Below are 20,607 nucleotides of genomic sequence, written 5' to 3'. Positions count from 1 at the left end.
GTGGTGGACGACGACCGGGAGCGTGACCGCGCGCGCTGGGACGACGGGCTGATCGCGCGGCGCGCGGCCGAGAAGGCCGTGGTCGCGGAGGAGAAGGCGCCGGCGAAGCCGCAGGAGGAGGACGACCTGCCGCCCCTCGGCGGCAGCTACGGCGGGCCCCTCCGCCGCCGTCTCGACGCCCTCCACGAGCTCGTCGGGCTCTCCCGCACCCGGGTCGAGAGCGAGGCCCTTGCCGAGGCGGGACGCGTCCTCGACGAGGCCGCGGCCCGCCAGCGGCTCTCCTCCCGGCACACCGTGATCGCCGTCGCCGGCGCCACCGGCAGCGGGAAGTCCACGCTCTTCAACGCCCTCGCCGGCGTGCCCGTCTCCGAGACCGGACTGCGCCGCCCCACCACCTCCGCGCCCATCGCGCTCAGCTGGTCCGACGGCGCCGCCGGACTGCTCGACCGGCTCGCGGTCCCCAGCAGGCTGCGCCGCCGCCCCCTCGCGGGCGGCGCCGGCGACACCGAGCTCCAGGGACTCGTCCTCGTCGACCTGCCCGACCACGACTCCGCCGTCACCGCCCACCGCGACCAGGTCGACCGGATCCTCGGCCTCGTCGACGCCGTGATCTGGGTCGTCGATCCGGAGAAGTACGCCGACGCCGCCCTCCACGAGCGCTACCTGCAGCCCCTCGCCGGGCACGCCGAGGTCACCTTCGTCGTCCTCAACCAGATCGACCGGCTCGGCACCGAGGCCGCCGACCTCGTCCTCGACGACCTGCGCCGCCTCCTCGACGAGGACGGCGTGGCGCTCGGCGAGCACGGCGAACCCGGCGCGACCGTCCTCGCCGTCTCCGCCCTGACCGGCGAGGGCGTGCCCGAACTGCGCGAGGCCGTCGCCCGGTTCGTCCAGGAACGCACCGCTCCCGAGCGCCGGCTCGCCGCCGACGTCGACGCCGCCGCGGCCCGGCTGCGCCAGGCGTACGTCGCCGACGGGCGGACCGGCCTCGACGAACGGGCCCGGGACGCCTTCACGGACCGGCTCGCCGTCGCCGTCGGCGCCCAGGCCGCGGGCGAGGCCGCCGAGCGGGTCTGGCGCCGGGGCGCCATCCGCGCCTGCGGCACCCCCTGGCTGCGGCTCTACCGCTGGTACGAGCGGATGCGTGCGCACGGCTCCACCGACCCCCGCCTCGAAGTCCCCGTCGAGGACGAGCTGACGGCCCGCCAACGCGTCGAGCAGGCCGTACGGATCGTCGCCGACGAGGCCTCGCGGGGCCTTCCGGTGCCCTGGGCCCAGGCGGTGCGCGAGGCGGCGGTGCGCGGGGCCGAGGGGCTGCCGGAGGCCCTGGACGAGCTGACGGTCTCCATGGGGGACCCGGCCGCCCGGCCGCCCCGGCCCGCCTGGTGGCCCGCGGCCGTCCTCGCCCAGGCGGTGATGACGCTCCTGCAGATCTTCGGCGCGCTGTGGCTGGTGGGGCAGATCCTGGGCGTCGTCGAGCCGGGCCTGCTGCCGCCGGTCCTCGTGATGCTCGGCGGGATCATCGGCGGCCCGCTCGTCGAATGGGCCTGCGAGGGCGCCGTGAAGGGCCCGGCCCGCCGGTACGGGCAGGAGGCCGAACGCCGCCTGCGGGAGGCCGCCGCGGCCTGCGGACGGGCCCGGGTCCTCGACCCGGTGGCGGCGGAGCTGATGCGCTACCGGGAGGTGCGCGAGCAGTACGCGACGGTGGTGGGCTCGCGCCCGCCGACGTCCCGGATCGTCGTCGGCGGCCGAGGCGGCGGCCGCTCCGGTACGGGCCGGCTGGGCGCGACGCGGGCGGGAGCGCGGGTGAGGTGACCGGTCGCCGGGGCGTCGGGTGCGGGACGGTTCCCCCTCCCGGGTGAGGGCGTCGTCCCCAGGCGCGCGGTTGTGCACAGGCCGGAGCGCGGTGCGCCCGGCCGCCCCAGCATGGTTCCCACGGGGTGTCCACGCAGCAGGACACCGGAAGAGCCGGAGAAACCGGAAGAGCCGGAAGAATGGGGGCGGAACCATGAACGACACGACCGTGACGCTCGTCGGGAACGTGGCGACGGCGGTGGAGTACCGGGACACGGCGGCGGGCGGAGTGGCCCGCTTCCGGTTCGCGGTGACCGCGCGCCGCTGGGACCGGGAGCGGGGACTCTGGTCCGACGGGAACACCAGCTTCTACACGGTGTCGGCCTGGCGCTCGCTCGGTGCCAACCTCGCCGCCTCGGTCTCCGTGGGGGAACCGCTCGTCGTGCACGGGCGGCTGAAGGTCCGTGAGGAGGAGCGCGACGGACAGCGCAAGACCTTCGTGGACGTGGACGCGACGGCCGTGGGGCACGACCTGAGCAGGGGGACGGCAGCCTTCCGGCGCGCCGCCCGGGTGGAGCCCAAACCGCAGTCGGAGCAGGACCCGTGGGCGGTGGCGGCGGAGGAGGGGACGGCCGTGCCACCCCAGTTGGTAACCGCGTCCTGACCTTGTGTTGTGGGGATTTGTCGACCAACTCGCCTTGCCGATAACGATTCCGAGTCGGAATGGTTATCTGACCGTACGACAGGGCACCGGGGGGTTCCGCGTCCCTAGGATTCCCGAATACTCATGTGGCACGTGAGCCCATCGAGTCTGTGAGTCTTGCTGGCGTGCGCTCCCCCCACGCGAATCGACCAAGTTCGCGGAGTGTCTCGCCCGGAGGGGAATCCAATGTTTTCAGTTCGTGGGCGTGGCGTTGCCCGTCTCGCCGCCACGATCCTGGTCTCCGGCCTCGTCGCGACCGGCGCGATGGCGACCGCCGGTCCGGCCCTGGCCGATGACAACGCCCCGGGTGCCGGTGGCGCCATGGCGAAGTTCGGCGGCATGACGGAGGACGCGGGCGCCGTCGAGATCACCGAGAAGGACGGCACCAAGTGGTCCGTCAACGGTGGTCTGTTCAAGATGGAGGTGGACGGCGGAGGAAGCCTCTTCACCTACTGCATCGACCTCCGCACCCCGGCCAAGCGCGACTTCAACTACAAGGAAGTCGGCTGGGACGAGTCCTCCCTGCACAACAACGGCAACGCGGGCAAGATCCTCTGGATCCTGGAGCACGCCTACCCGAAGCTGTCCGCCGAGACCCTCGGCGGCAACGTGGGGGTCGACCTCTCCAAGCAGGAGGCCGCGGCCGGTACGCAGGCCGCCATCTGGACCCTCTCTGACAACGTCGTCGCCACGCCCAAGGACGAGGACGCGGAGAAGCTGAAGGAGTACCTGCTGGAGAAGGCGGTCGAGCTCGACGAGCCGACGGCCTCCCTGAGCCTCTCCCCGGCCACCGTGGCGGGCAAGGCCGGCGAGAAGCTCGGCCCGATCACCGTCACCACCAACGCCACCGCCAAGCTCGCGGCCGCCCCGGGTGCCTCCGCCGGAGTCAAGGTCGTCGACAAGGACGGCAAGCCGGTCACCGACGCCAAGAACGGCGACCAGATCTACTTCGACGTCCCGGCCGGCACCGCCGACGGCACCGCCGAGCTGACCGCCGAGGCCACCACCAAGGTCTCGCTCGGCCGTGCCTTCGTCTCCGTCGACGGCCCGTCGCAGACCCTGATCCTGGCCGGCTCCAGCGACTCCACGGTCACCGCCAAGGCCTCCGCCACGTGGGCCAAGAAGGGTGCCGTCCCGTCCGTCACGGTCGCCAAGGACTGCGCCAAGGGCGGCCTGGAGATCATCGCCTCCAACAAGGGCGACGAGGCCTGGACCTTCGACCTGAAGGGCACCTCGTACACGGTCGGTGCCGGTGAGACGAAGAACATCGCCCTCCCGCTCGCCGAGGACGAGGCGTACAAGTTCACGATCACCGGCCCGAACGGCTTCGAGGAGACCTTCGAGGGCGTCCTGGACTGCAAGACGGCCACCCCCGGCCCGAAGCCGTCGGAGACCCCCTCCACCACCCCCTCGGCCACGCCTTCCACCCCGTCCACCACGGGCGGCACGACCGGTGACACCACCGGCGCCACCACGACCGGTGGCGGCGACCTCGCCGAGACCGGCAGCTCCAGCGCCACCCCGATGATCGCCGGCATCGCCGCCGCGCTCGTCGTGATCGGCGGCGGCGCGGTGTTCTTCCTCCGCAAGAAGAAGGCCGCCGGCCAGTGAGCCCAGGCCTGACCGCGTGACCCCGCACGACCCCGGACCGCACCCGCGGCCGGGGTCGTCGCACGTCCGAAAGGCCCGCGGGGCCGCCCCGGAGAAGCGCGGATCAGGGGGCTCCCCGCCTACTGGTTCGCACCCAGGGGTGGCGGTCAGGCAAGATGGGGTGTATCTGCCCACTCACTCTTTGCCGGACGGTTTCTCTTGGCTGAGTACATCTACACGATGCGCAAGGCGCGCAAGGCGCACGGCGACAAGGTCATCCTGGATGACGTGACGCTGAGCTTCCTGCCGGGTGCGAAGATCGGTGTGGTCGGCCCGAACGGTGCCGGTAAGTCCACCGTTCTGAAGATCATGGCGGGCCTTGAGCAGCCGTCCAACGGTGACGCGTTCCTGTCGCCCGGCTACTCCGTCGGCATCCTCATGCAGGAGCCGAAGCTCGACGAGTCCAAGACCGTCCTGGAGAACGTCGAGGACGGCGTCGCCGAGATCAAGGGCAAGCTCAACCGGTTCAACGCGATCGCCGAAGAGATGGCGACGAACTACACCGACGAGCTCATGGAGGAGATGGGCAAGCTCCAGGACGACCTGGACCACGCCAACGCGTGGGACCTCGACGCCCAGCTGGAGCAGGCCATGGACGCCCTGGGCTGCCCGCCCGGCGACTGGCCGGTGAACAACCTCTCCGGTGGCGAGAAGCGCCGCGTGGCGCTCTGCAAGCTCCTCCTGGAGGCCCCCGACCTGCTGCTCCTCGACGAGCCCACCAACCACCTCGACGCCGAGTCGGTGAACTGGCTGGAGCAGCACCTCGCCCAGTACAAGGGCACCGTCGTGGCCATCACCCACGACCGGTACTTCCTCGACAACGTCGCCGAGTGGATCCTGGAGCTCGACCGCGGTCGCGCCCACCCCTACGAGGGCAACTACTCGACCTACCTGACGAAGAAGTCCGAGCGCCTCAAGGTCGAGGGCCAGAAGGACGCCAAGCGCGCCAAGCGCCTCAAGGAAGAGCTCGAGTGGGTGCGGTCGAACGCCAAGGGGCGTCAGGCCAAGTCCAAGGCCCGTCTCGCGCGCTACGAGGAGATGGCGGCCGAGGCCGACAAGATGCGGAAGCTGGACTTCGAGGAGATCCAGATCCCGCCGGGCCCGCGTCTGGGCTCCATCGTCGTCGAGGTCGAGAACCTGTCGAAGGCCTTCGGCGACAAGGTCCTCATCGACGACCTGTCCTTCACCCTGCCGCGCAACGGCATCGTCGGCGTCATCGGCCCGAACGGCGCCGGCAAGACCACGCTCTTCAAGATGCTCCAGGGTCTGGAGACCCCGGACTCCGGCTCCGTCAAGGTCGGCGAGACCGTCAAGATCTCGTACGTCGACCAGAGCCGCGCCAACATCGACCCGAAGAAGACGCTGTGGGCCGTCGTCTCCGACGAGCTCGACTACATCAACGTCGGCCACGTCGAGATGCCCTCCCGCGCCTACGTCTCCGCGTTCGGCTTCAAGGGCCCGGACCAGCAGAAGCCGGCCGGCGTGCTCTCCGGCGGTGAGCGCAACCGTCTGAACCTCGCGCTCACCCTCAAGCAGGGCGGCAACCTGCTGCTCCTCGACGAGCCGACCAACGACCTCGACGTCGAGACCCTGTCCTCGCTGGAGAACGCGCTCCTGGAGTTCCCCGGCGCGGCCGTGGTCATCTCCCACGACCGCTGGTTCCTGGACCGAGTGGCCACCCACATCCTCGCGTACGAGGGCGACTCGAAGTGGTTCTGGTTCGAGGGCAACTTCGAGTCGTACGAGAAGAACAAGATCGAGCGCCTCGGCCCGGACGCGGCCCGTCCGCACCGTGCCACGTACAAGAAGCTGACCCGAGGCTGATCACTTCATGGCGAGGCACATCTACAGCTGTCCCCTGCGCTGGTCGGACATGGATGCCTTCGGGCACGTCAACAACGTCGTCTTCCTGCGGTACCTGGAAGAGGCGCGGATCGACTTCATGTTCCGGCTGGCGCCGGGGGACGGTTCCCCCTCGTTCTCCGGCGGGTCCGTCGTGGCCCGGCACGAGATCGACTACGTGCGGCCGCTGGTCCACCGGCACGAGCCGGTGACCATCGAGTCGTGGGTCACGAAGATAGGCGCGGCGTCCCTGACGATCGCGTACGAGATCAAGGATCCGGACGTCACGTACGTGCGGGCCTCGACGGTCGTCGTGCCCTTCGACCTGGAGGCGCAGCGGCCCCGGCGGATCTCCGCCGAGGAGCGCGAGTTCCTCCAGGAGTACGTGGACGACGGGATGTCGTCGGCCGCATGACCGTGCTCGCTCCGCTGCACTTCGCCGACGCCCGGGAGGCGGCGGCCCTCGCCGCCTTCCTCACCCGGCTCGTCCACTACGACCGGGCCGCCGCCGTCCGCCTCCAGGCCGGCGGCGGGGCGCTGGCGGTCTTCGGGCGGCCGCCGTCGTTCGAGGTGCTCGCGATCCGCACCGCCCGGCTCGTCGACGCGGTGGACCTCGACGTCACCGTCTCCGCCGGTGAACTCCTCGACGGCATCGAGGAGTCGGCCGGCAAGGCGGTCGTCCCGGACTCCGTGACCGGCCCGCCGTGGACCGGGGTCCTCCCGCCGCGCGGCGGCTGGGAGCCGGTCCCCGGGCTGCCGGGCGTCCCGGAGCTGCGGGGCGCGGTCGCCGCCGCCGTCGCCGAGTTCCGGGCGCGGGACGAGGAACTGCCCGAGGAGCGGCGCACCCGGGCCGAGCGCGACGCCCTCGGCCGCGAGATCTGGTCCCGGACCCTCGGCGCCACCGGGCTGCCGCTGCGCGCCGTGCACGCCGCGCAGTCCCTCGGCTTCCTTCCCCCGGGGGAGGCGCCGACGGCCCTGTTCGCCTCCGGGCCGTGGCTGCGGCTGCGTACCCCGTACGGCTCGATCGCGCTGCGCACCGTGCCCCCGCTCTCGCTGGGCGTCGCCCCCCGATGACCGAGGTCCAGGTCGACGGGCCTCTCGGCGGGGACGAGCTCAACGTCCTCTTCCGCGCCGCCTGGCCCGGACACCGGGACACCGACTTCGGTTCCGTCCTCGCCCGCAGCCTGCTCCGGGTCACCGCCCGCCGCGCCGGGCGGCTCGTCGGATACGTGAACGTCGTCGGGGACGGCGGCGTCCACGCCTTCCTCCTCGACACCACCGTCCACCCCGACGAGCGCCGCCGGGGCCTCGGCGCCACCCTCGTGCGGACCGCCGCCGCGGCCGCCCGCGAGCGCGGCGCGCACTGGCTGCACGTGGACTACGAGCCGCACCTCGCCGCCTTCCACGAGCGCTGCGGTTTCCGGCCCACCGCCGCCGGGCTCATGGACCTCACGAGCTGAGTCCCTTCCGACGGCCCTCCCCACGTCCTTCCCCGTCTCCCTCCCCCTGTCCCTCCCGCGCGATCGCGGTCACCGACAGCGCCGCCGAGAGCACGAGCAGGGACGTCGGGATCACCGGGGAGCCGTGGGACTCGTTGTCGCGGGCGAGGACCGGATCCATGCGGCGGTCGGGGTCGTACGCGATCCGGACCGCCCCGCCCGGCCCGGCGATCCGCTCCTCGGCCGAGAACTCGGCGGGATAGCCGCCGACGCAGTCCAGCGTGTGGTGGTAGAGCGTCTTGGGGGCCGGCGCGCCCTCGCCGAAGGTCGGGTGGTGGGTCACCCGGACCTCGCCCACCACGACGCAGTCGGTGACCGCGCCGAGGACCGCGGAATCCCGCGCCTCCACCCAGACCGCCGTCAGGCCCGCCAGGAGCAGGACGACCGCGGCGATGCCGCCGCCCTCGCGGAAGAGCGCGTTGTGCGCCAGGAGCGCGACGGCGGTCAGTGCGAGGCCGCCGACCAGCGCCAGGACGGTGGGCAGGCCGTGCGGGCTCCGCAGGCTCCGGTCCGCCCACCGCCACAGGAGCGTTCCGGCGACGGCGGGCACGAGCAGCGCCCCGGCGTACGGCACGGCCTTGCGCATGGGCACCCCCGTGAACGGCTTCGGCAGTCGGCCGGATCCGCCGGATCCGTGGGTGGGGACGCCCTTTCCACCGTGTCCGGTTGCGCCGCGCCGTGGGCCGGGGGCGCTCCCGCCGTGCGGGCCGCGGGGCGGCGACCCGCTAGTCCGCGCTGCTCACCCTCAGTTCGCGCTGTTCACCATCGAGGCCGCCGCGTACGTCAGATACCGCCACAGCTCGCTCTCGTGCTCCGGCGCCAGGCCGAGCGAGTCGAGGGCGTCGCGCATGTGGCGCAGCCAGGCGTCGTGGGCGGCCCGGTCCACGGTGAACGGCGCGTGGCGCATCCGGAGGCGGGGGTGGCCGCGGTGGTCGCTGTAGGTGCGGGGGCCGCCCCAGTACTGCATCAGGAAGAGGGCGAGTCGCTCCTCGGCCGGGCCGAGGTCCTCCTCGGGGTACATCGGGCGCAGCAGCGGGTCGGCCGCGACCCCTTCGTAGAAGCGGCGGACCAGGCGGCGAAACGTCTCCTCGCCCCCGACCTGCTCGTAGAAGGTCTGCTCCTGCGTCGTTTCCCCGGGAATCTCGTTCACCGTTCCATCGTCTCAGATGCCCCGGCCGAGGACCGGAGGCTTAGGACCGTTCCCCGACCGCCCCCGGACCGCCCGTACGGCCGCTCGCCCCGGAGCCCCGGAGGGCGGGAGAGTGGACCCATGGACGAGTTCGCCCAGGCAGGCGCGCGGGAGCGGCGCGCGCTCGTGCGGGAGATCGAGGCGGACGGCCTGCTGACCGATCCCGCCTGGCGGGCGGCCTTCGCCGAGGTGCCGCGCCACCTCTTCGTCCCGTACTACTACGTCTCCGCGCCCGGCGGCTACGAGCGGCTCTGGGCCGGCGACCCCGAGCCGGAGCGCCGGGCCCGCTGGCTGCGCGGGGCGTACGCCGACACCGCGATCGCCACCCGGGTGCGGGACGGGGAGCTGGTCTCCTCCGCCAGCCAGCCCTCCCTGATGGCCCTGATGCTCGACGCCCTGGACGTACGCGACGGGGACGACGTCCTGGAGATCGGCGCCGGGAGCGGCTACCACGCGGCCCTGCTCTGCCACCGCCTCGGCGAGGAGCACGTCACCACCGTCGACCTCGACGAGGAGATCGCCGAGTCCGCCCGGACCCACCTCGCCGCCGCCGGGTACCGGCCCGCCGTGCTCGCCGCCGACGGCGCCCGCGGCTGCCCCGAGCACGCCCCGTACGACCGGATCGTGGCGACCTGCGCGGTGCCCTCCGTCCCGTATCCCTGGCTCGCCCAGTGCCGGCCCGGCGCGCTCGTCCTCGCGCCGCTGTCCACCGGGCTGATCCTGCTGCGGGTGCGCGACGCCGCGCACGCGGAGGGGCGGTTCCTCGCGACCTCCGCGTACTTCGTGGCGCTCCGGGGCGTCGCCGCCGGGGCCCCGGAGCACGACAACCCGCGCCCCGGGCCCGCCGGGGACGAGCGCTTCCTCTTCCTGTGGGGTCTGGTCGGCGGGACCCTCGACCGGCGCGAAGCGCTCTCGCTCTGGCTGCGCGAGCGGCGGCCGGGGCGGGAGCGCTTCGGGGTGACGGTCAGCGGCGACCGGCAGTGGGCCTGGCTGGACGACCCCGGAGGGCCGTACGCCTGGCCCCTGCGCTGAGGCCGCCGCTCAGGCGAGCCGGACCGTGATCGTGGTCCAGGCGCCGACGTGCACCCGGTCGCCGTCCTGGAGCTGGACGGGGACGTAGGGCTGGATCGGCTCCTCGCCGCCGTTGACCGTGGTGCCGTTGGTGGAGTTCTGGTCCACCACCGCCCACGAGCCGTCCGGCTGCTGCACCAGCACGGCGTGCTGGTGCGAGACGCCCGGGTCCTCCGGCGGCACCGACAGGTCGATGTCGGGGGACTCGCCGGTGGAGTGCCGACGGCGGCCGATGGAGACCTGGTTGCCCCGGAGCGGCACGTGCTTGTCCGGCGAGTACGCGGGCAGGTTCAGGCCCGTCGCCTCCGGACCGCTGCGCTGCATCATCGCCATGAAGTACTCGCGGTCGGGACCGATGACCGCGGTCCAGCTCAGGGGCTGCTGCGGCTGCCGCGGCGGCTGGAACTGCTGCGGAGGCTGCTGCTGCCCCTGGTGCTGCGGCGGGGGTCCCTGGTGCGGCGGAGGGCCCTGGTGCCCCTGGTGCTGCGGGGGTGCCTGGTACGGCGGCGCCTGCGGTGCCTGGTGCTGCGGCGGGGCCGGCGGGGCCTGGGGCGGCTGGTGCTGCGACGGCGGCGACAGGACCCAGTCGTCGTCCGCGCGCGGCTGGGGCGGCGCGGGCGGGGCCGGGGCCTGGGCGGGCGCCTGGAGGTACGCGGGCGGGGCGGGCGGCTGCTGCTGCGCCGACGGGCGCTGCGGCGGGGCCTGGTGGTGCGTGGGCTCGGCGCCCAGCGGCTCGGCCGGCCGGTTCACCTGCGAGGGCCGCGAACCCTGGTAGCCGAACGGGTCCGGCTGCTGCTGCGGCGGCGCGGGCGGCGGGGACTGGAAGCCCGGCGGCAGGTTCAGGCCGGGCGGCGGCCCGGGCTGCTGCGGCGGGGCGCCGTGGGGCGCGTTGTGCGGGGACAGCGGCGTGTACGAGGTCGCCGTGTTCGTGAGGAAGTTCCAGCGGCACTCCTCGCAGAACGGCGCCATGTGCTCGCGCGGCGTACGGCACTGCGGGCACAGCTCCGCCTGGGCCGTCGCGTTCGGGTCGCCACCGGGGCCGAAGCCGCCGGGGGCCGGGGGCGGGGGCACGCCGGGGCCACCGGGCCCACCGTGGCCTCCCGGACCGAAGCCGCCGGGAGCGCCCGGCGGCGGGCCGGGCGGGGCCTGACCGGGACCGGCCGGGCCGGGACCGTGCTGGCCCGGGCCCGCGGGGCCGGGGTATCCGTAGGCGGGGGGCGGCGGCGGGGGAGGCGGCGGTACGGCACCCGTCGGCGCACCCGCCCCGGCCATGCGATGGCCGCAGACCTCGCACCAGTCGTCGGAGACCGACTGGTGTCCGTTCGGGCAGGTCGGCATGTCGGTGCTTCCCCCTCTCGTCGTCCGGCCCGGTGGCCGGGCTACCTCTTGACGCGAACGGTCTTGGTGGAACGGGTCTCGAGTGTCATCTCGTCCGCTTCCGCGACCTTCGCCTTCAAACGCACAGTACCGGTCGCCGCGTCGACCACGTCGACCACCTTCGAAAGCAGTTTCGCGGTGTCCGCGTTGCCGGAGGCCGCCGCGAGCTGCACGGCACGGCCCAGTTTGGCCGTCGCGCCGTCGCGATCGCCCGATTTGCGGGCATCCAGACCCTGCTGGATGGCGTCCGCGAGCTCGGCCTGACCCGTGTAGTGCGCGACCTGCGGGTTGATCGACGTCGACATCGCGAGGTCGTCCGTCCACACCGCCCGTACCAGTCCTTGAGACAGCGGGCGCGGATCGCCGCCCGCCGGGTCAGGGGCGAGCAGGGAGACCCGGGCGGCGAGCATCTCCTGGCCGACCGCCGCCTGCGGCACCCGCACGCTCACGTGGTAGTCGCGGGACTCGTCGCCCCACGAGCCCGTCGGGTAGTCCCCGGCGCGCGGCCCGGCCTCGGTGCGCCGGCCCGTCAGGTCCTCGACCGACGGCGCCACCTGCTTCACGAACATGATCTCGACCCCCACCGGGGTCCACAGGCGCAGCGCGACGTCCGCCACGCCCTTGCCCATCGCGTGCTCCATCATCGCCGTGAAGTCGGCGGTGAGCCCGGCCGGGTCGGCGACGATGTCGGCGGTGCCGAGGAGGGCCGAGGCGATCCCGGTGACCTCCTTGACCTCCCAGTCCGTGCCGACCCCGCGCGCGTCGCAGGTGAACCGGCCCGCGCAGGCGTCGAGCGCGGCCCGCAGCTCCTCCGGCGACTCGTGCTCGTTGCGGCCGTCGGTGAGCAGGATGCCGTGCCGGATGGTGAGCTCGGCGGAGGAGAGCAGCCGGTCGGCGAGGCGCAGCCAGGTGCCGATCGCCGTGCCGCCGCCCGCGGAGAGCCGGCGCAGCGCCTCCTTCGCCTCGGCGCGGGTCCGGGCGTCGGCGACCGCGAGGCCGCCGTTCCCCGGGTAGACCTCCTTCGCGACGTGCGTCCCGGCGACGACGGCGAAGTGCGTGCCGTCGCGCAGGGTGTCGACGGCGGCGGCGGTGGCCTCCCGCGCGCCGCGCATCTTGGTCGCGGGGTAGTCCATCGAGCCGGAGCAGTCGACCATGATCACGACACCGGCGGAGGCCGGGCCGCCGCCCGCGAGGGCTCCGGTGGTGCCGCCGCCGGTCGAGGTGACCGTGACGATCGCGTTGACGTCCCGGCCGCCCTCCGGCAGGAACTCGTTCTGGTAGACGTCCACGGAGAACTGGGGCACGGTCGGCTTGGAGAAGTTCGCCATCTGTTTTCGGCTCCTACGCGACAGGCGCGACATACGGTGAAGGGGACGGGGATCGGCGACCGCTCTCAGGCGGATCCTGCCCCTCGGGGTGCGGCGGTGAACGGGACGAGGGCGACCGTGATGTTGTCGTGGCCCCCGCCGTCCAGGGCGTGGCCGACGAGGACCTGCGCGGCGCCCAGCGGACGGTCCGCGGCGTCCGCCGGGACGACGCGGGCCATGTCCTCCGCGGCCTCCGCGTAGTTCCACAGTCCGTCCGTGCAGACCACCACCACGCCGGAACGATCCGGCTTGAACGCGGCGGTGTGCGGGTCCAGTTCGTACGAGTCGGCGCCGAGCCAGCCGGTGATCGCGTGGGCGCGTTCGTCCGCGTACGCCTCGGCCTCGTTCATCAGGCCCGCCGCGACCATCTGCGCGGCCCACGAGTCGTCCTCGGTGAGCCGGGCGGGCGGGGTGCTGCGGTCGTCCGGCACCCAGTAGGCCCGGCTGTCGCCGACCCAGCCCACGACGAGCAGGCCGGAGGCGACGACGGAGCCCACGATGGTGCAGGCCGGGGCGTTGCGGTGGCGGTGCGGATCGTGCTCCGCGCCGTCCTGACCGGGCTCCTCCGCGAGGGAGTTGACGGCCTCGGCGGCGGCCACGATCGCCTCGTGCATCGCCTGCTGCGGGTGCGTGCCCCGGGGCAGCGCGGCGAGCAGCGAGGCGCCGGCCGCCTCGGCGGCGGCGGCGGAGGCCTCGTCGGGGCGGGTCGCCGAGGAGACGCCGTCGCAGACGATCGCGAGGGTGGCGGGGGAGCCGTCGGGCAGGGTGGTCGACGAGACGGCGAACGCGTCCTCGTTGCGGTGGTGGCGCAGCCCGCGGTCGCTGACGGCGGCGACGCCGGCGAGCTCCCGCTCCATGTGGTCGCGCTCGCGCGGCTGGGCGTGCCCGCAGTTCTCGCAGTACCCGTCGGTGTCCACCCGCCCGGCCCGGCAGGCCACGCAGAGCACGGCGGCGGGGGCGGCCTCGGGAGCGGGAGCGGGCGCGGGTACGGCCTCGGCGGCCGGAGCCTGGTCGACCCGCACGGCGGCACGGGGATCGGGCGCGGCCAGCTCGAAGTCCCCACCGGACGCGGCGGACGCGGACGCGGACCCGGACGCGGGGACCGGCTCGGGCGGCGTGGGGCCGTCCGTGCGGATCTCCGTCGTCGGAAGGTCACGGCCGCCGGAGTCGGTGCCCGGGAGGTCGCCCGGATGCTGGGTCATGGTCGAGAGCGAACCGGGTTCGCGGGGCGGGGCGTCCGGCCAGGTCACGGGGGTGCCGATCGCCACGGTCGGGCGGTCGGGACCGGCCTCGGCGGACGGCACGGCCGACAGGTCGTAGCCGCACGCCCCGCAGAACCGGTCACCCGAGTCCAGCGGCTCCGCGCAGCCCGGGCAGGCGGCGAGTCCGTGCGACGGCTTCGGCTTCTGGGACATCCTCACACCCACGTCCTGGGGCGGAAGCGGTTGGCCCGCTCCACCAGTTCGATCCTCTCCTCGCCCCGCTGGGCGAGCCGGGCCAGCACCCGGTACGAGCGTTCGAGGCCGAAGCGCAGTCCGCGCTCGTCCAGTTCACTTCCGAGCAGCAGCGCGCCGCCGCCCGGTGCCGCACCGGGACTCCCGGAGAGTACCCAGTCGAGGGCCGTCCCGAGCACCTCCGTCGACAACCGCTCCCGGCGCACCGCGTCCAGACCGAAGCCCTGGAGCGCGGAGACCTGCGCCGCGGCCGCCGTCAGATCGGCGCCGAGCGGCTCGTGCGCCGGGCGCCGCCGCAGCCGCGCCCGCACGGCCGCGACCCGCGCCGCCGTGTAGTGGATCGACGCCTCCGGTACGGATTCCAGGGCCTGTACGGCTCCGGTGCGGTCGCCGGCCGCGAGCCGCACCCGGGCGAGTCCGAAGGCCGCGCTGACGAAGCCGGGGTCCGTGGCCCACACCAGGCGGTAGTACTCGGCGGCGTTGTCCAGCTGGCCGAGGACCTCGGCGCAGATCCCGAGGGCCAGCTTCGGCGCCGGCTCGCCGGGGAAGGCGTCGTAGACGGCGTCGAAGGCCAGCGCCGCGTGCTCGTGGTCGCCGGTCACCAGGGAGGCCACGCCCCGGTACCAGACGACCCGCCAGTCGTCCGGGTCCCGCTCCTCCAGGCCCGCGAGGGTCCGCGCGGCGGCGGGCAGGTCGCCCAGCTCCAACTGGGCCCGCAGGGTGCGCAGTCGAAGCTCGGCGGAGGGGGTGGGCGCGGCCTGGAGCGCCCCGAGCAGCTCGCCCGGGGCGGCGGCCGCGAGACCGGCGAGGAAACCGGCGTTGGGGTCACTCGTGTCGACGCGCGGCACGGGGAGCGCGAGCGCGGTGGCGGGCGCGTCGAGCGGCGCGAGCGCCCCTCCGAGCCCGGCCCCGGCGGACGAGGACGCCCCGGCGGCCGGCGCCTGCCCCGGAACCGCACCGGGGGTCTGCCCCGGAGCCGCACCGGGGGCCTGCCCCGGAACCGCCCCAGGCGTCCGTCCCGGTGCCGCACCGGACCCGGCGGCCGGCGCCTGCCCCGGGATCGCCCCCGGCGGCAGCGCCCCGGCGGCGGGGGCCCCTCGCCGCCCGCGCGCCCGGCGCGCGCCCAGCAGTGACACGTCCTCCGTGAGCTCGGCGAACAGCTCCGTGTCCGTGACCCGCACCTCCGTGCCGAACAACGTGGAGAGCGCCGGCCGCGGCCGCCCCGACTGGAGCGCCACGACCTCGCGCAGCACGCCCGTCAGCTGCTCCGCCATCTCCTGGGCGGAGGCGAACCGGCGGGCCGGGTCCGGGTCGGTGGCGCGGACCAGGAAGCGGTAGTACGACTCGTACGTCCGGAAGACCTCGATGTGCTCCGGGTCGGGCAGCGAGTCCACGAAGACGTTCGTGTAGCCCTGGAAGTCGAAGGTCATCACGGCGAGCGTGCGCGCCACCGTGTACAGGTCGCTCGCCACCGACGGACCGACCTCGGCCACCTCCGGCGCCTGGTAGCCGACCGTGCCGTAGATCGCGGACTCGTCGTCGTCCATCCGCCGGACCGCGCCCATGTCGATGAGCTTCAGCTGGTCCTCGGTCTGGATGGCGTTGTCGACCTTGAAGTCGCAGTACAGCAGGTTCCTGCTGTGCAGGTGCCCGAGCGCCTCCAGGGCCTCGATGCCGTACGCGCAGGCCTGCTCCACCGGCAGCGGATCGCGCCGGCCGTCGGGGGTGCGCCGGTCGTTGGCGATCTCCTTGAGCGACTTGCCGCCGACGTACTCCATGACGATGTAGCCGTCCATGGAGCCGGTGCGCTGGTCGAGGTGCTCGACGAAGTTGTAGATGCGGACGATGTTGGAGTGCTCGATCTCGGCGAGGAAGCGGCGCTCGGAGATGGCCGCGGCCATGGCGTCCTGGTCGCCGGTGTCGAGGAGGCCCTTGAGGACCACCCACCGGTCGGAGACGGCCCGGTCGACGGCGAGGTAGATCCAGCCCAGTCCGCCGTGCGCGAGGCAGCCCGCGACCTCGTACTGGCCGTGGACGATGTCGCCGGCGCGCAGCTTCGGCACGAAGGAGTACGGGTGCCCGCACTTGGTGCAGAAGCCCTCCGTGCGGCCCGGCCGGTCGCCCCGCGCGCGGCCCACCGGGGCCCCGCAGTCCGAACGGGAGCAGAAACGCTTCCGCTCGGGGACCTCGGCGTTCTCCATCACCGCCGCCCGCGGGTCGGGGCGCGGCACCTCGGGGATCGTCACCAGGCCCGCGCCCAGCCGGTTCCGGGCGGACTGCCCGGTCGACGAGCCCGAGCTGCGCACCGACACCGAGCGGCCCGTGGAGACGCCGGAGGCGCCGGAGAGCGAGCGCGAGAGCCGGCCGGAGACCGACCGGCGCGAGGTCGAGGACCGGGACGAGGCCCGGGACGAGGCCCGCGAACCGCTCCGCGAGGAGCCGGAGTCCGGCCCGCCGACACCGCTCGTCCCCTTGCCGGGCACGGCCATCCCGGTCGGCGTCGACCCGATCAGACCCCCGGGCGCGACGACGGGGGCGAGCCCGCAGGTGTCGCAGTACAGCTCGCCGCCCCCCATGTCCTCGTACGAACCCTCGCACGAAGGACGCTGACAGCTCCCCACGCCCGTCTCCCCGCTCACCACTGTCGTCCTCCCGCGTCTCCCGCGTCCCTCGGCCCGGACAGGACGTCCGCCGCCGCCTGCTGGTAGCGCAGCACCGCCTGCTCCGCGACCCGCAGATCGCAGGGCGCGCTCCACAGCATCCGGCGCGCCGCGTCGTACCGCTCGACGAGCAGCGGATCCTCCGCCGCGCCGAGCCGCGCCACCTTCGCCCGGTACGCGTCGAGCCGGCCGCGCAGCTCGGCCCGGACCGCCAGCGGCGCCGTGACCGCCGTCAACTGCTCGCGGGCCCGCATCAGTTCGTCCTCCGCCTCCCGCTCCAGGGACTCCAGGAGCGGGGAGAGCCGGTGCCACTGGGCGCGCCGACGGTACTCGGCGGCGGCCGCGAGCCGCTCCTGGAGCACGATCGGCGGCCCGCTGACGGCCGGCACCTCGGAGGCGGCGATCTTCGCGAGGACCTCGCCGCGCGCCGAACGGGCCTCGGCCAGCGTCCGGTCCGCCCGCGAGAGCACGTCCCGCAGCCGGAGCAGCCGGTCCTCGGAGTCCTGCCGGACCGCGAGGACCGCCTCGATCTCGCGCCGGACGTCCTCCAGGGCCAGGGCGGCCCGGTCGTACCGCTCGGTGTCGGGCCGCCCGCCGCCCGGCGCCGAACTCCCCGCCGCCGGTCGCCAGAACGCCAGCGGGTCGGTCACGACCTGGGAGCGCAGCGCGGTCAGCTCGGCCGTGATCGCCTCCAGCTCGTCGCCCGCCGGGTGCTCCCCGGGCCGCACGCCGACCGAGTGCGCCAGCGAACGCGTCCGGCCCAGCTCGGCGGCGAGCAGGTCTATCCGGGCGGGCAGCGCCGACCAGACGGCGTCGGCGGTGACGACCAGGTCGAGCGAGGAGGCGTACAGCTCGTTCATCCGACGGACCAGCCCCTCCAGGCTGAACCGCTCGGTGAGCAGGGCGCCCTCGGCGGCCCCGCCCGGGACGAGCACGGTGTCGCCGCGCAGCCGGTCGGTCAGCTCCGCGAGCTCCTCCCGGCCGGGCCAGCGGCGCCGCGCGCGCACCTCACGGGCCTCCCGCAGGGCGCCGGTGTACACGTCGAAGCAGGTCCAGAGCAGGGTGATGGTCCGCTCGGCGGCCGCCCACCGGTCCCGGGTCGTCCCGGTCAGCTCGGCCCCTTCGAGCAGCCTGCGGCCCGCGTGGTCCTGGAGCGCGAGGAGCGAGTCCTCGATCGCCTTGTGCTCGGCGCCGAGCCGCGCCAGCGCACGGTCCACCTCGTCCCGGTCCATCACCGGCCCGGGGGGTCCCGTGACGCCCATCGGTCACCTCTTCCGCTTCGTGTACAGGGTTGCTCGTCGGGGCGCGGACAAGGCCGCTACTTGTACAACGGAGCGGGTGGCCCCGATATCCCGGGGAGGTCCTTCTCCAGCCACTGCTTGTACGCGGCCTGCCAGGGGCCCTGCCGGTAGCCCACCAGGACCTGGTTGACCCGGCGCACCAGGTCGTCGTTGCCCAGCTTGGCCGCCACCCCGTAGTACTCCTTCGTGAACGGCCGGCCCTTGAGCTCGACCGCCGGGTCCTGCGCGGCCTGGCCGGCCGCGAGGGCGTTGTCGGTGACGACGGCGTCGACCTCGCCCATCTGGAGCCGGGCCAGGCAGTCCAGCTGGTTGGGGACGGTCAGCAGGTCCTTGTCGTCCTTGGTGCCGTCGGCCTCGTCCTTGAAGACCGCGCCGAAGGAGTTCTCCGCGAGGGCGTCGTAGGCCGTGGAGCCCTCGGCGGTGCAGATCCGCTTGCCGCGCAGCGAGGCGTCGTAGCCGGTGATGCCCTTGTCGAGCTTGGGCGCCAGGACCTGCTGGCCGGCCTGGAAGTAGGCGGTGGAGAAGGCGACCTGCTCGATCCGCTTGCAGTTGATCGTCATGGTGCGCACGACGAGGTCGACCTTGCCGCTGTTCAGCGCGGCGATCCGCTGGTTGGTCGGGATGGCGCGGAAGATGATCGCCGTCGGGTCGCCGAGGAGGTCCTTGGCGATGGCCCGGGCCAGGTCGATGTCGAAGCCCTCCAGGACACCCTTCTCCGGGTTCCGGTAGCCCCAGCGGTAGCTGGACTGGTCGACGCCGACGATCAGCTTCCCGCGGTCCTTGATCGCCCGGACCGACGGGCCGTCCGCCGACGAGGGCGTGAGGGAGGCCTCGGGGTGCTCGCAGGTGTCGGCCTTGATCTGGACGCCGGTGCCCACGCCGGGGCCGGGCGTCCGGGGCGCGGCCGCCGCGCCGCTCCCCTCGTGCGCGAGGGGCAGCAGGGTCAGCGAGGCGGTGAGCCCGCAGGCCAGGGCCATGGTGGCCACCCCGCCCCAGCCCCGCAGCCGCCTGGCGACCCGCCGCATCAGCGGGTCCGTGCCGTTCGGCATGCCGCCCCCTCTCACCGGTACTCCGACAGTCTGCGGTTGATGCCGAGCACGGCGCCCGCCGCACCCAGGATCCCTAGGGCCGCCGCGCCCAGCGGCAGCGCGGTCAGCGCGTCCCTGGCGGCCCCGGCGGAGCGGGTGAACTCGGACTGCTCGTGCGCGAGGGCCCGCTCCAGGGCCGCGTCGACCTGGTCGAAGGACCGGCCGGTGGAGTCCTCGGCGCCGACGACCCGGGCGAGGGCGCCCTCGTAGTCGCCGGCCTCGTCCTTCGCGCGGGCTTCCTTGTGGCGCTCGCGCCAGTCCGCCGCGCGCGCGGCGGAGTCGTCCACCGGGCCGCGCCCGGCGTCGTCGTCGGCGAGCTCGCGCGCCGCGGCGAGCGCCGTCGTCAGGGCGCCCATGCTCGCCGTGTAGTCCGCCTCGTACTTGTCGTTCCTGCCGTCCTCGGTGAGGACGGCGCCCCGGGCGACCAGGGTCAGGTTCTCGTTGGCGCGGGCGGTGAGCGAGCTGATCCGGGCGGTGTTGAGGACCTGGAGGGACTCCTGCCCGTGCGCCCGCGCGCTGTTCAGCTCGGCCCGCGTCACGGTGTGCGCGGCGAGGAGCCACAGCAGGGTGACCACGGTGGCGGCGGTGGCGGCGAGCAGCCCGTGGTTGAAGACCCGGTTGGTGCGGGCGTAGTCGCGGCGCTGGGCCCAGAGGAGGACGCCGAGGGCGAGCAGGCCGAGCACGAGCGACAGGAACGGCCAGAGGCGGGCCGAGTCGTCGTCCCGGTGCAGCCGCTCCGTCTCCGCCGCGTACAGCCGCTCGGCGGCCGGCAGGAGCGCGCTGGTCATCTGCTGGTTGGCGTACCGCAGGTAGGCGCCGCCGAGCGGCAGCCCCTGCCGGTTGGCGGCCCGGGCGCGCTCGACCAGGCCCGTGTAGCGGGGGAGCTGCTCGTTGAGGGTGGCGATCTCGCGGGCCGACGCGGACGAACCGTCCGTGTTCGCCGCGGCCTTGACGAGCAGCCGGGAGGCGGTGGTGATGTCCCGGGTGTAGCGCGCGCGGGACTCCGCGGGCTCCAGGGTGCCCGCCAGGAATCCGCTCGCGGCGGTGGTGTCGGCGTCGGCGAGGGAGCGGTAGATGGCGGCCGCGTCGGCGCTCAGCGGCTGGCTGCGGCTGACGACGTCGTCGGCGGCGGAGGCCCGGCCGGTGACCTCCAGGGCGGTGACGGCCCCGAACGCGACGACGAGCAGCGCCAGTACGGCTCCGAGGATCTGGAGGCGGCCGGGCTCGGTGGTCGCGGCCTCCCGCAGCCGCTCCCGTCCCACGGCCCAGGCGCCGCGCCCCGCGGGCGGGGCGGCGACGGGCGCGGGCGACGGCTGCGCGGGCAGGCCGCCGGGGCGCACGGGCGCCTGAGCCGTGCCCCGCGCCGCCGAGGCGGCGGGCGCGTTCGGCGGGTGTGTCACTTGACCTCCCCCTCGGTCGCTGACGTCGGCCCGTCCGGCCGGCCGGTGGGTCCGGTTCCGGTGGTGGACCACCCGGCCAGCAGTATGGCCGCAGGGGGCCGTCCGCACACCGGGATTGACTGGATCTTGTACCTATCGTGCCCCATGCCTCCCACGCATCAGCGGGCGAACCCCTCACTCTGAATACGTCGTCCGGCCCGGATCGGTTCCGT

General features: G+C 74.2%; 17 protein-coding genes. 8 read left to right on the top strand and 9 right to left on the bottom strand.

Features of this window, described 5'->3' with window-relative positions; all coding sequences use genetic code 11:
- From ACIGW4_RS09050 to ACIGW4_RS09020, 7 genes are all read left to right on the top strand, one after another.
- Entirely contained in the window at positions 1–1,815 is a 1,815-nt protein-coding gene (locus ACIGW4_RS09050; protein WP_399579382.1) for a GTP-binding protein, read from the top strand.
- Between the two features lie 193 nt (positions 1,816–2,008).
- Positions 2,009–2,458 (top strand): single-stranded DNA-binding protein, encoded by a 450-nt coding sequence (locus tag ACIGW4_RS09045; RefSeq protein ID WP_399579380.1) that lies wholly within the window; start codon positions 2,009–2,011, stop codon positions 2,456–2,458.
- A gap of 225 nt (positions 2,459–2,683) precedes the next feature.
- Entirely contained in the window at positions 2,684–4,108 is a 1,425-nt protein-coding gene (locus ACIGW4_RS09040; RefSeq protein ID WP_399579377.1) for an LAETG motif-containing sortase-dependent surface protein, read from the top strand.
- A gap of 198 nt (positions 4,109–4,306) precedes the next feature.
- Positions 4,307–5,971: an energy-dependent translational throttle protein EttA gene (ettA, locus tag ACIGW4_RS09035; protein WP_123452398.1), complete on the top strand. Its 1,665-nt coding sequence runs from the start codon at positions 4,307–4,309 to the stop codon at positions 5,969–5,971.
- A gap of 7 nt (positions 5,972–5,978) precedes the next feature.
- Positions 5,979–6,404 (top strand): thioesterase family protein, encoded by a 426-nt coding sequence (locus ACIGW4_RS09030; protein WP_123452396.1) that lies wholly within the window; start codon positions 5,979–5,981, stop codon positions 6,402–6,404.
- Entirely contained in the window at positions 6,401–7,063 is a 663-nt protein-coding gene (locus ACIGW4_RS09025) for a hypothetical protein (RefSeq protein WP_399579375.1), read from the top strand. Before ACIGW4_RS09030 ends, ACIGW4_RS09025 begins: the two co-directional genes overlap by 4 nt.
- The gene (locus ACIGW4_RS09020; RefSeq protein ID WP_399579372.1) at positions 7,060–7,449 is read left to right on the top strand and encodes a GNAT family N-acetyltransferase; all 390 of its coding nucleotides are present in this window, start codon (positions 7,060–7,062) and stop codon (positions 7,447–7,449) included. The genes ACIGW4_RS09025 and ACIGW4_RS09020 overlap by 4 nt, the downstream gene beginning before the upstream one ends.
- On the opposite strand, the gene ACIGW4_RS09015 is transcribed toward ACIGW4_RS09020, so the two are convergent.
- Both ACIGW4_RS09015 and ACIGW4_RS09010 read right to left on the bottom strand, forming a co-directional pair.
- A complete protein-coding gene (locus ACIGW4_RS09015) occupies positions 7,439–8,074 on the bottom strand; it encodes a hypothetical protein (protein WP_359587536.1) in 636 nt (211 codons plus the stop codon). The genes ACIGW4_RS09020 and ACIGW4_RS09015 overlap by 11 nt on opposite strands.
- Positions 8,075–8,233: 159 nt before the next feature.
- Positions 8,234–8,638, bottom strand: a complete 405-nt coding sequence (locus ACIGW4_RS09010; RefSeq protein WP_123452388.1) for a globin — start codon at positions 8,636–8,638, stop codon at positions 8,234–8,236.
- Positions 8,639–8,758: 120 nt separating this feature from the next.
- On the opposite strand from ACIGW4_RS09010, the gene ACIGW4_RS09005 reads away from it, so the two are divergent.
- Entirely contained in the window at positions 8,759–9,709 is a 951-nt protein-coding gene (locus tag ACIGW4_RS09005) for a methyltransferase domain-containing protein (RefSeq protein ID WP_123452386.1), read from the top strand.
- A 9-nt stretch (positions 9,710–9,718) separates the two neighbouring features.
- On the opposite strand, the gene ACIGW4_RS09000 is transcribed toward ACIGW4_RS09005, so the two are convergent.
- From ACIGW4_RS09000 to ACIGW4_RS08970, 7 genes are all read right to left on the bottom strand, one after another.
- On the bottom strand, positions 9,719–11,086 hold the full coding sequence (locus ACIGW4_RS09000; protein WP_399579366.1) for an FHA domain-containing protein: 1,368 nt from the start codon (positions 11,084–11,086) through the stop codon (positions 9,719–9,721).
- A 41-nt stretch (positions 11,087–11,127) separates the two neighbouring features.
- Positions 11,128–12,453 carry a VWA domain-containing protein gene (locus ACIGW4_RS08995; protein WP_123452382.1) on the bottom strand — a complete coding sequence of 442 codons (1,326 nt, stop codon included), beginning with the start codon at positions 12,451–12,453 and terminating at the stop codon, positions 11,128–11,130.
- A gap of 65 nt (positions 12,454–12,518) precedes the next feature.
- Positions 12,519–13,907 carry a PP2C family serine/threonine-protein phosphatase gene (locus tag ACIGW4_RS08990; protein WP_398708672.1) on the bottom strand — a complete coding sequence of 463 codons (1,389 nt, stop codon included), beginning with the start codon at positions 13,905–13,907 and terminating at the stop codon, positions 12,519–12,521.
- A gap of 2 nt (positions 13,908–13,909) precedes the next feature.
- Positions 13,910–16,522: a tetratricopeptide repeat protein gene (locus ACIGW4_RS08985; RefSeq protein WP_399579630.1), complete on the bottom strand. Its 2,613-nt coding sequence runs from the start codon at positions 16,520–16,522 to the stop codon at positions 13,910–13,912.
- Between the two features lie 59 nt (positions 16,523–16,581).
- Entirely contained in the window at positions 16,582–17,868 is a 1,287-nt protein-coding gene (locus tag ACIGW4_RS08980) for a hypothetical protein (RefSeq protein WP_399579362.1), read from the bottom strand.
- 56 nt (positions 17,869–17,924) lie between these two features.
- A complete protein-coding gene (locus ACIGW4_RS08975) occupies positions 17,925–18,956 on the bottom strand; it encodes a glutamate ABC transporter substrate-binding protein (protein ID WP_399579360.1) in 1,032 nt (343 codons plus the stop codon).
- Positions 18,957–18,967: 11 nt separating this feature from the next.
- Positions 18,968–20,395, bottom strand: coding sequence for a hypothetical protein (locus ACIGW4_RS08970; protein WP_399579357.1), 1,428 nt, complete (start codon positions 20,393–20,395; stop codon positions 18,968–18,970).
- Positions 20,396–20,607: the final 212 nt, after the last annotated feature.

The sequence above is a fragment of the Streptomyces sp. NPDC053513 genome (assembly GCF_044544765.1).
In the GTDB taxonomy this organism is placed as follows: Bacteria; Actinomycetota; Actinomycetes; order Streptomycetales; family Streptomycetaceae; genus Streptomyces; species Streptomyces litmocidini.
This window is presented reverse-complemented; position numbering and strand designations above follow the sequence as displayed.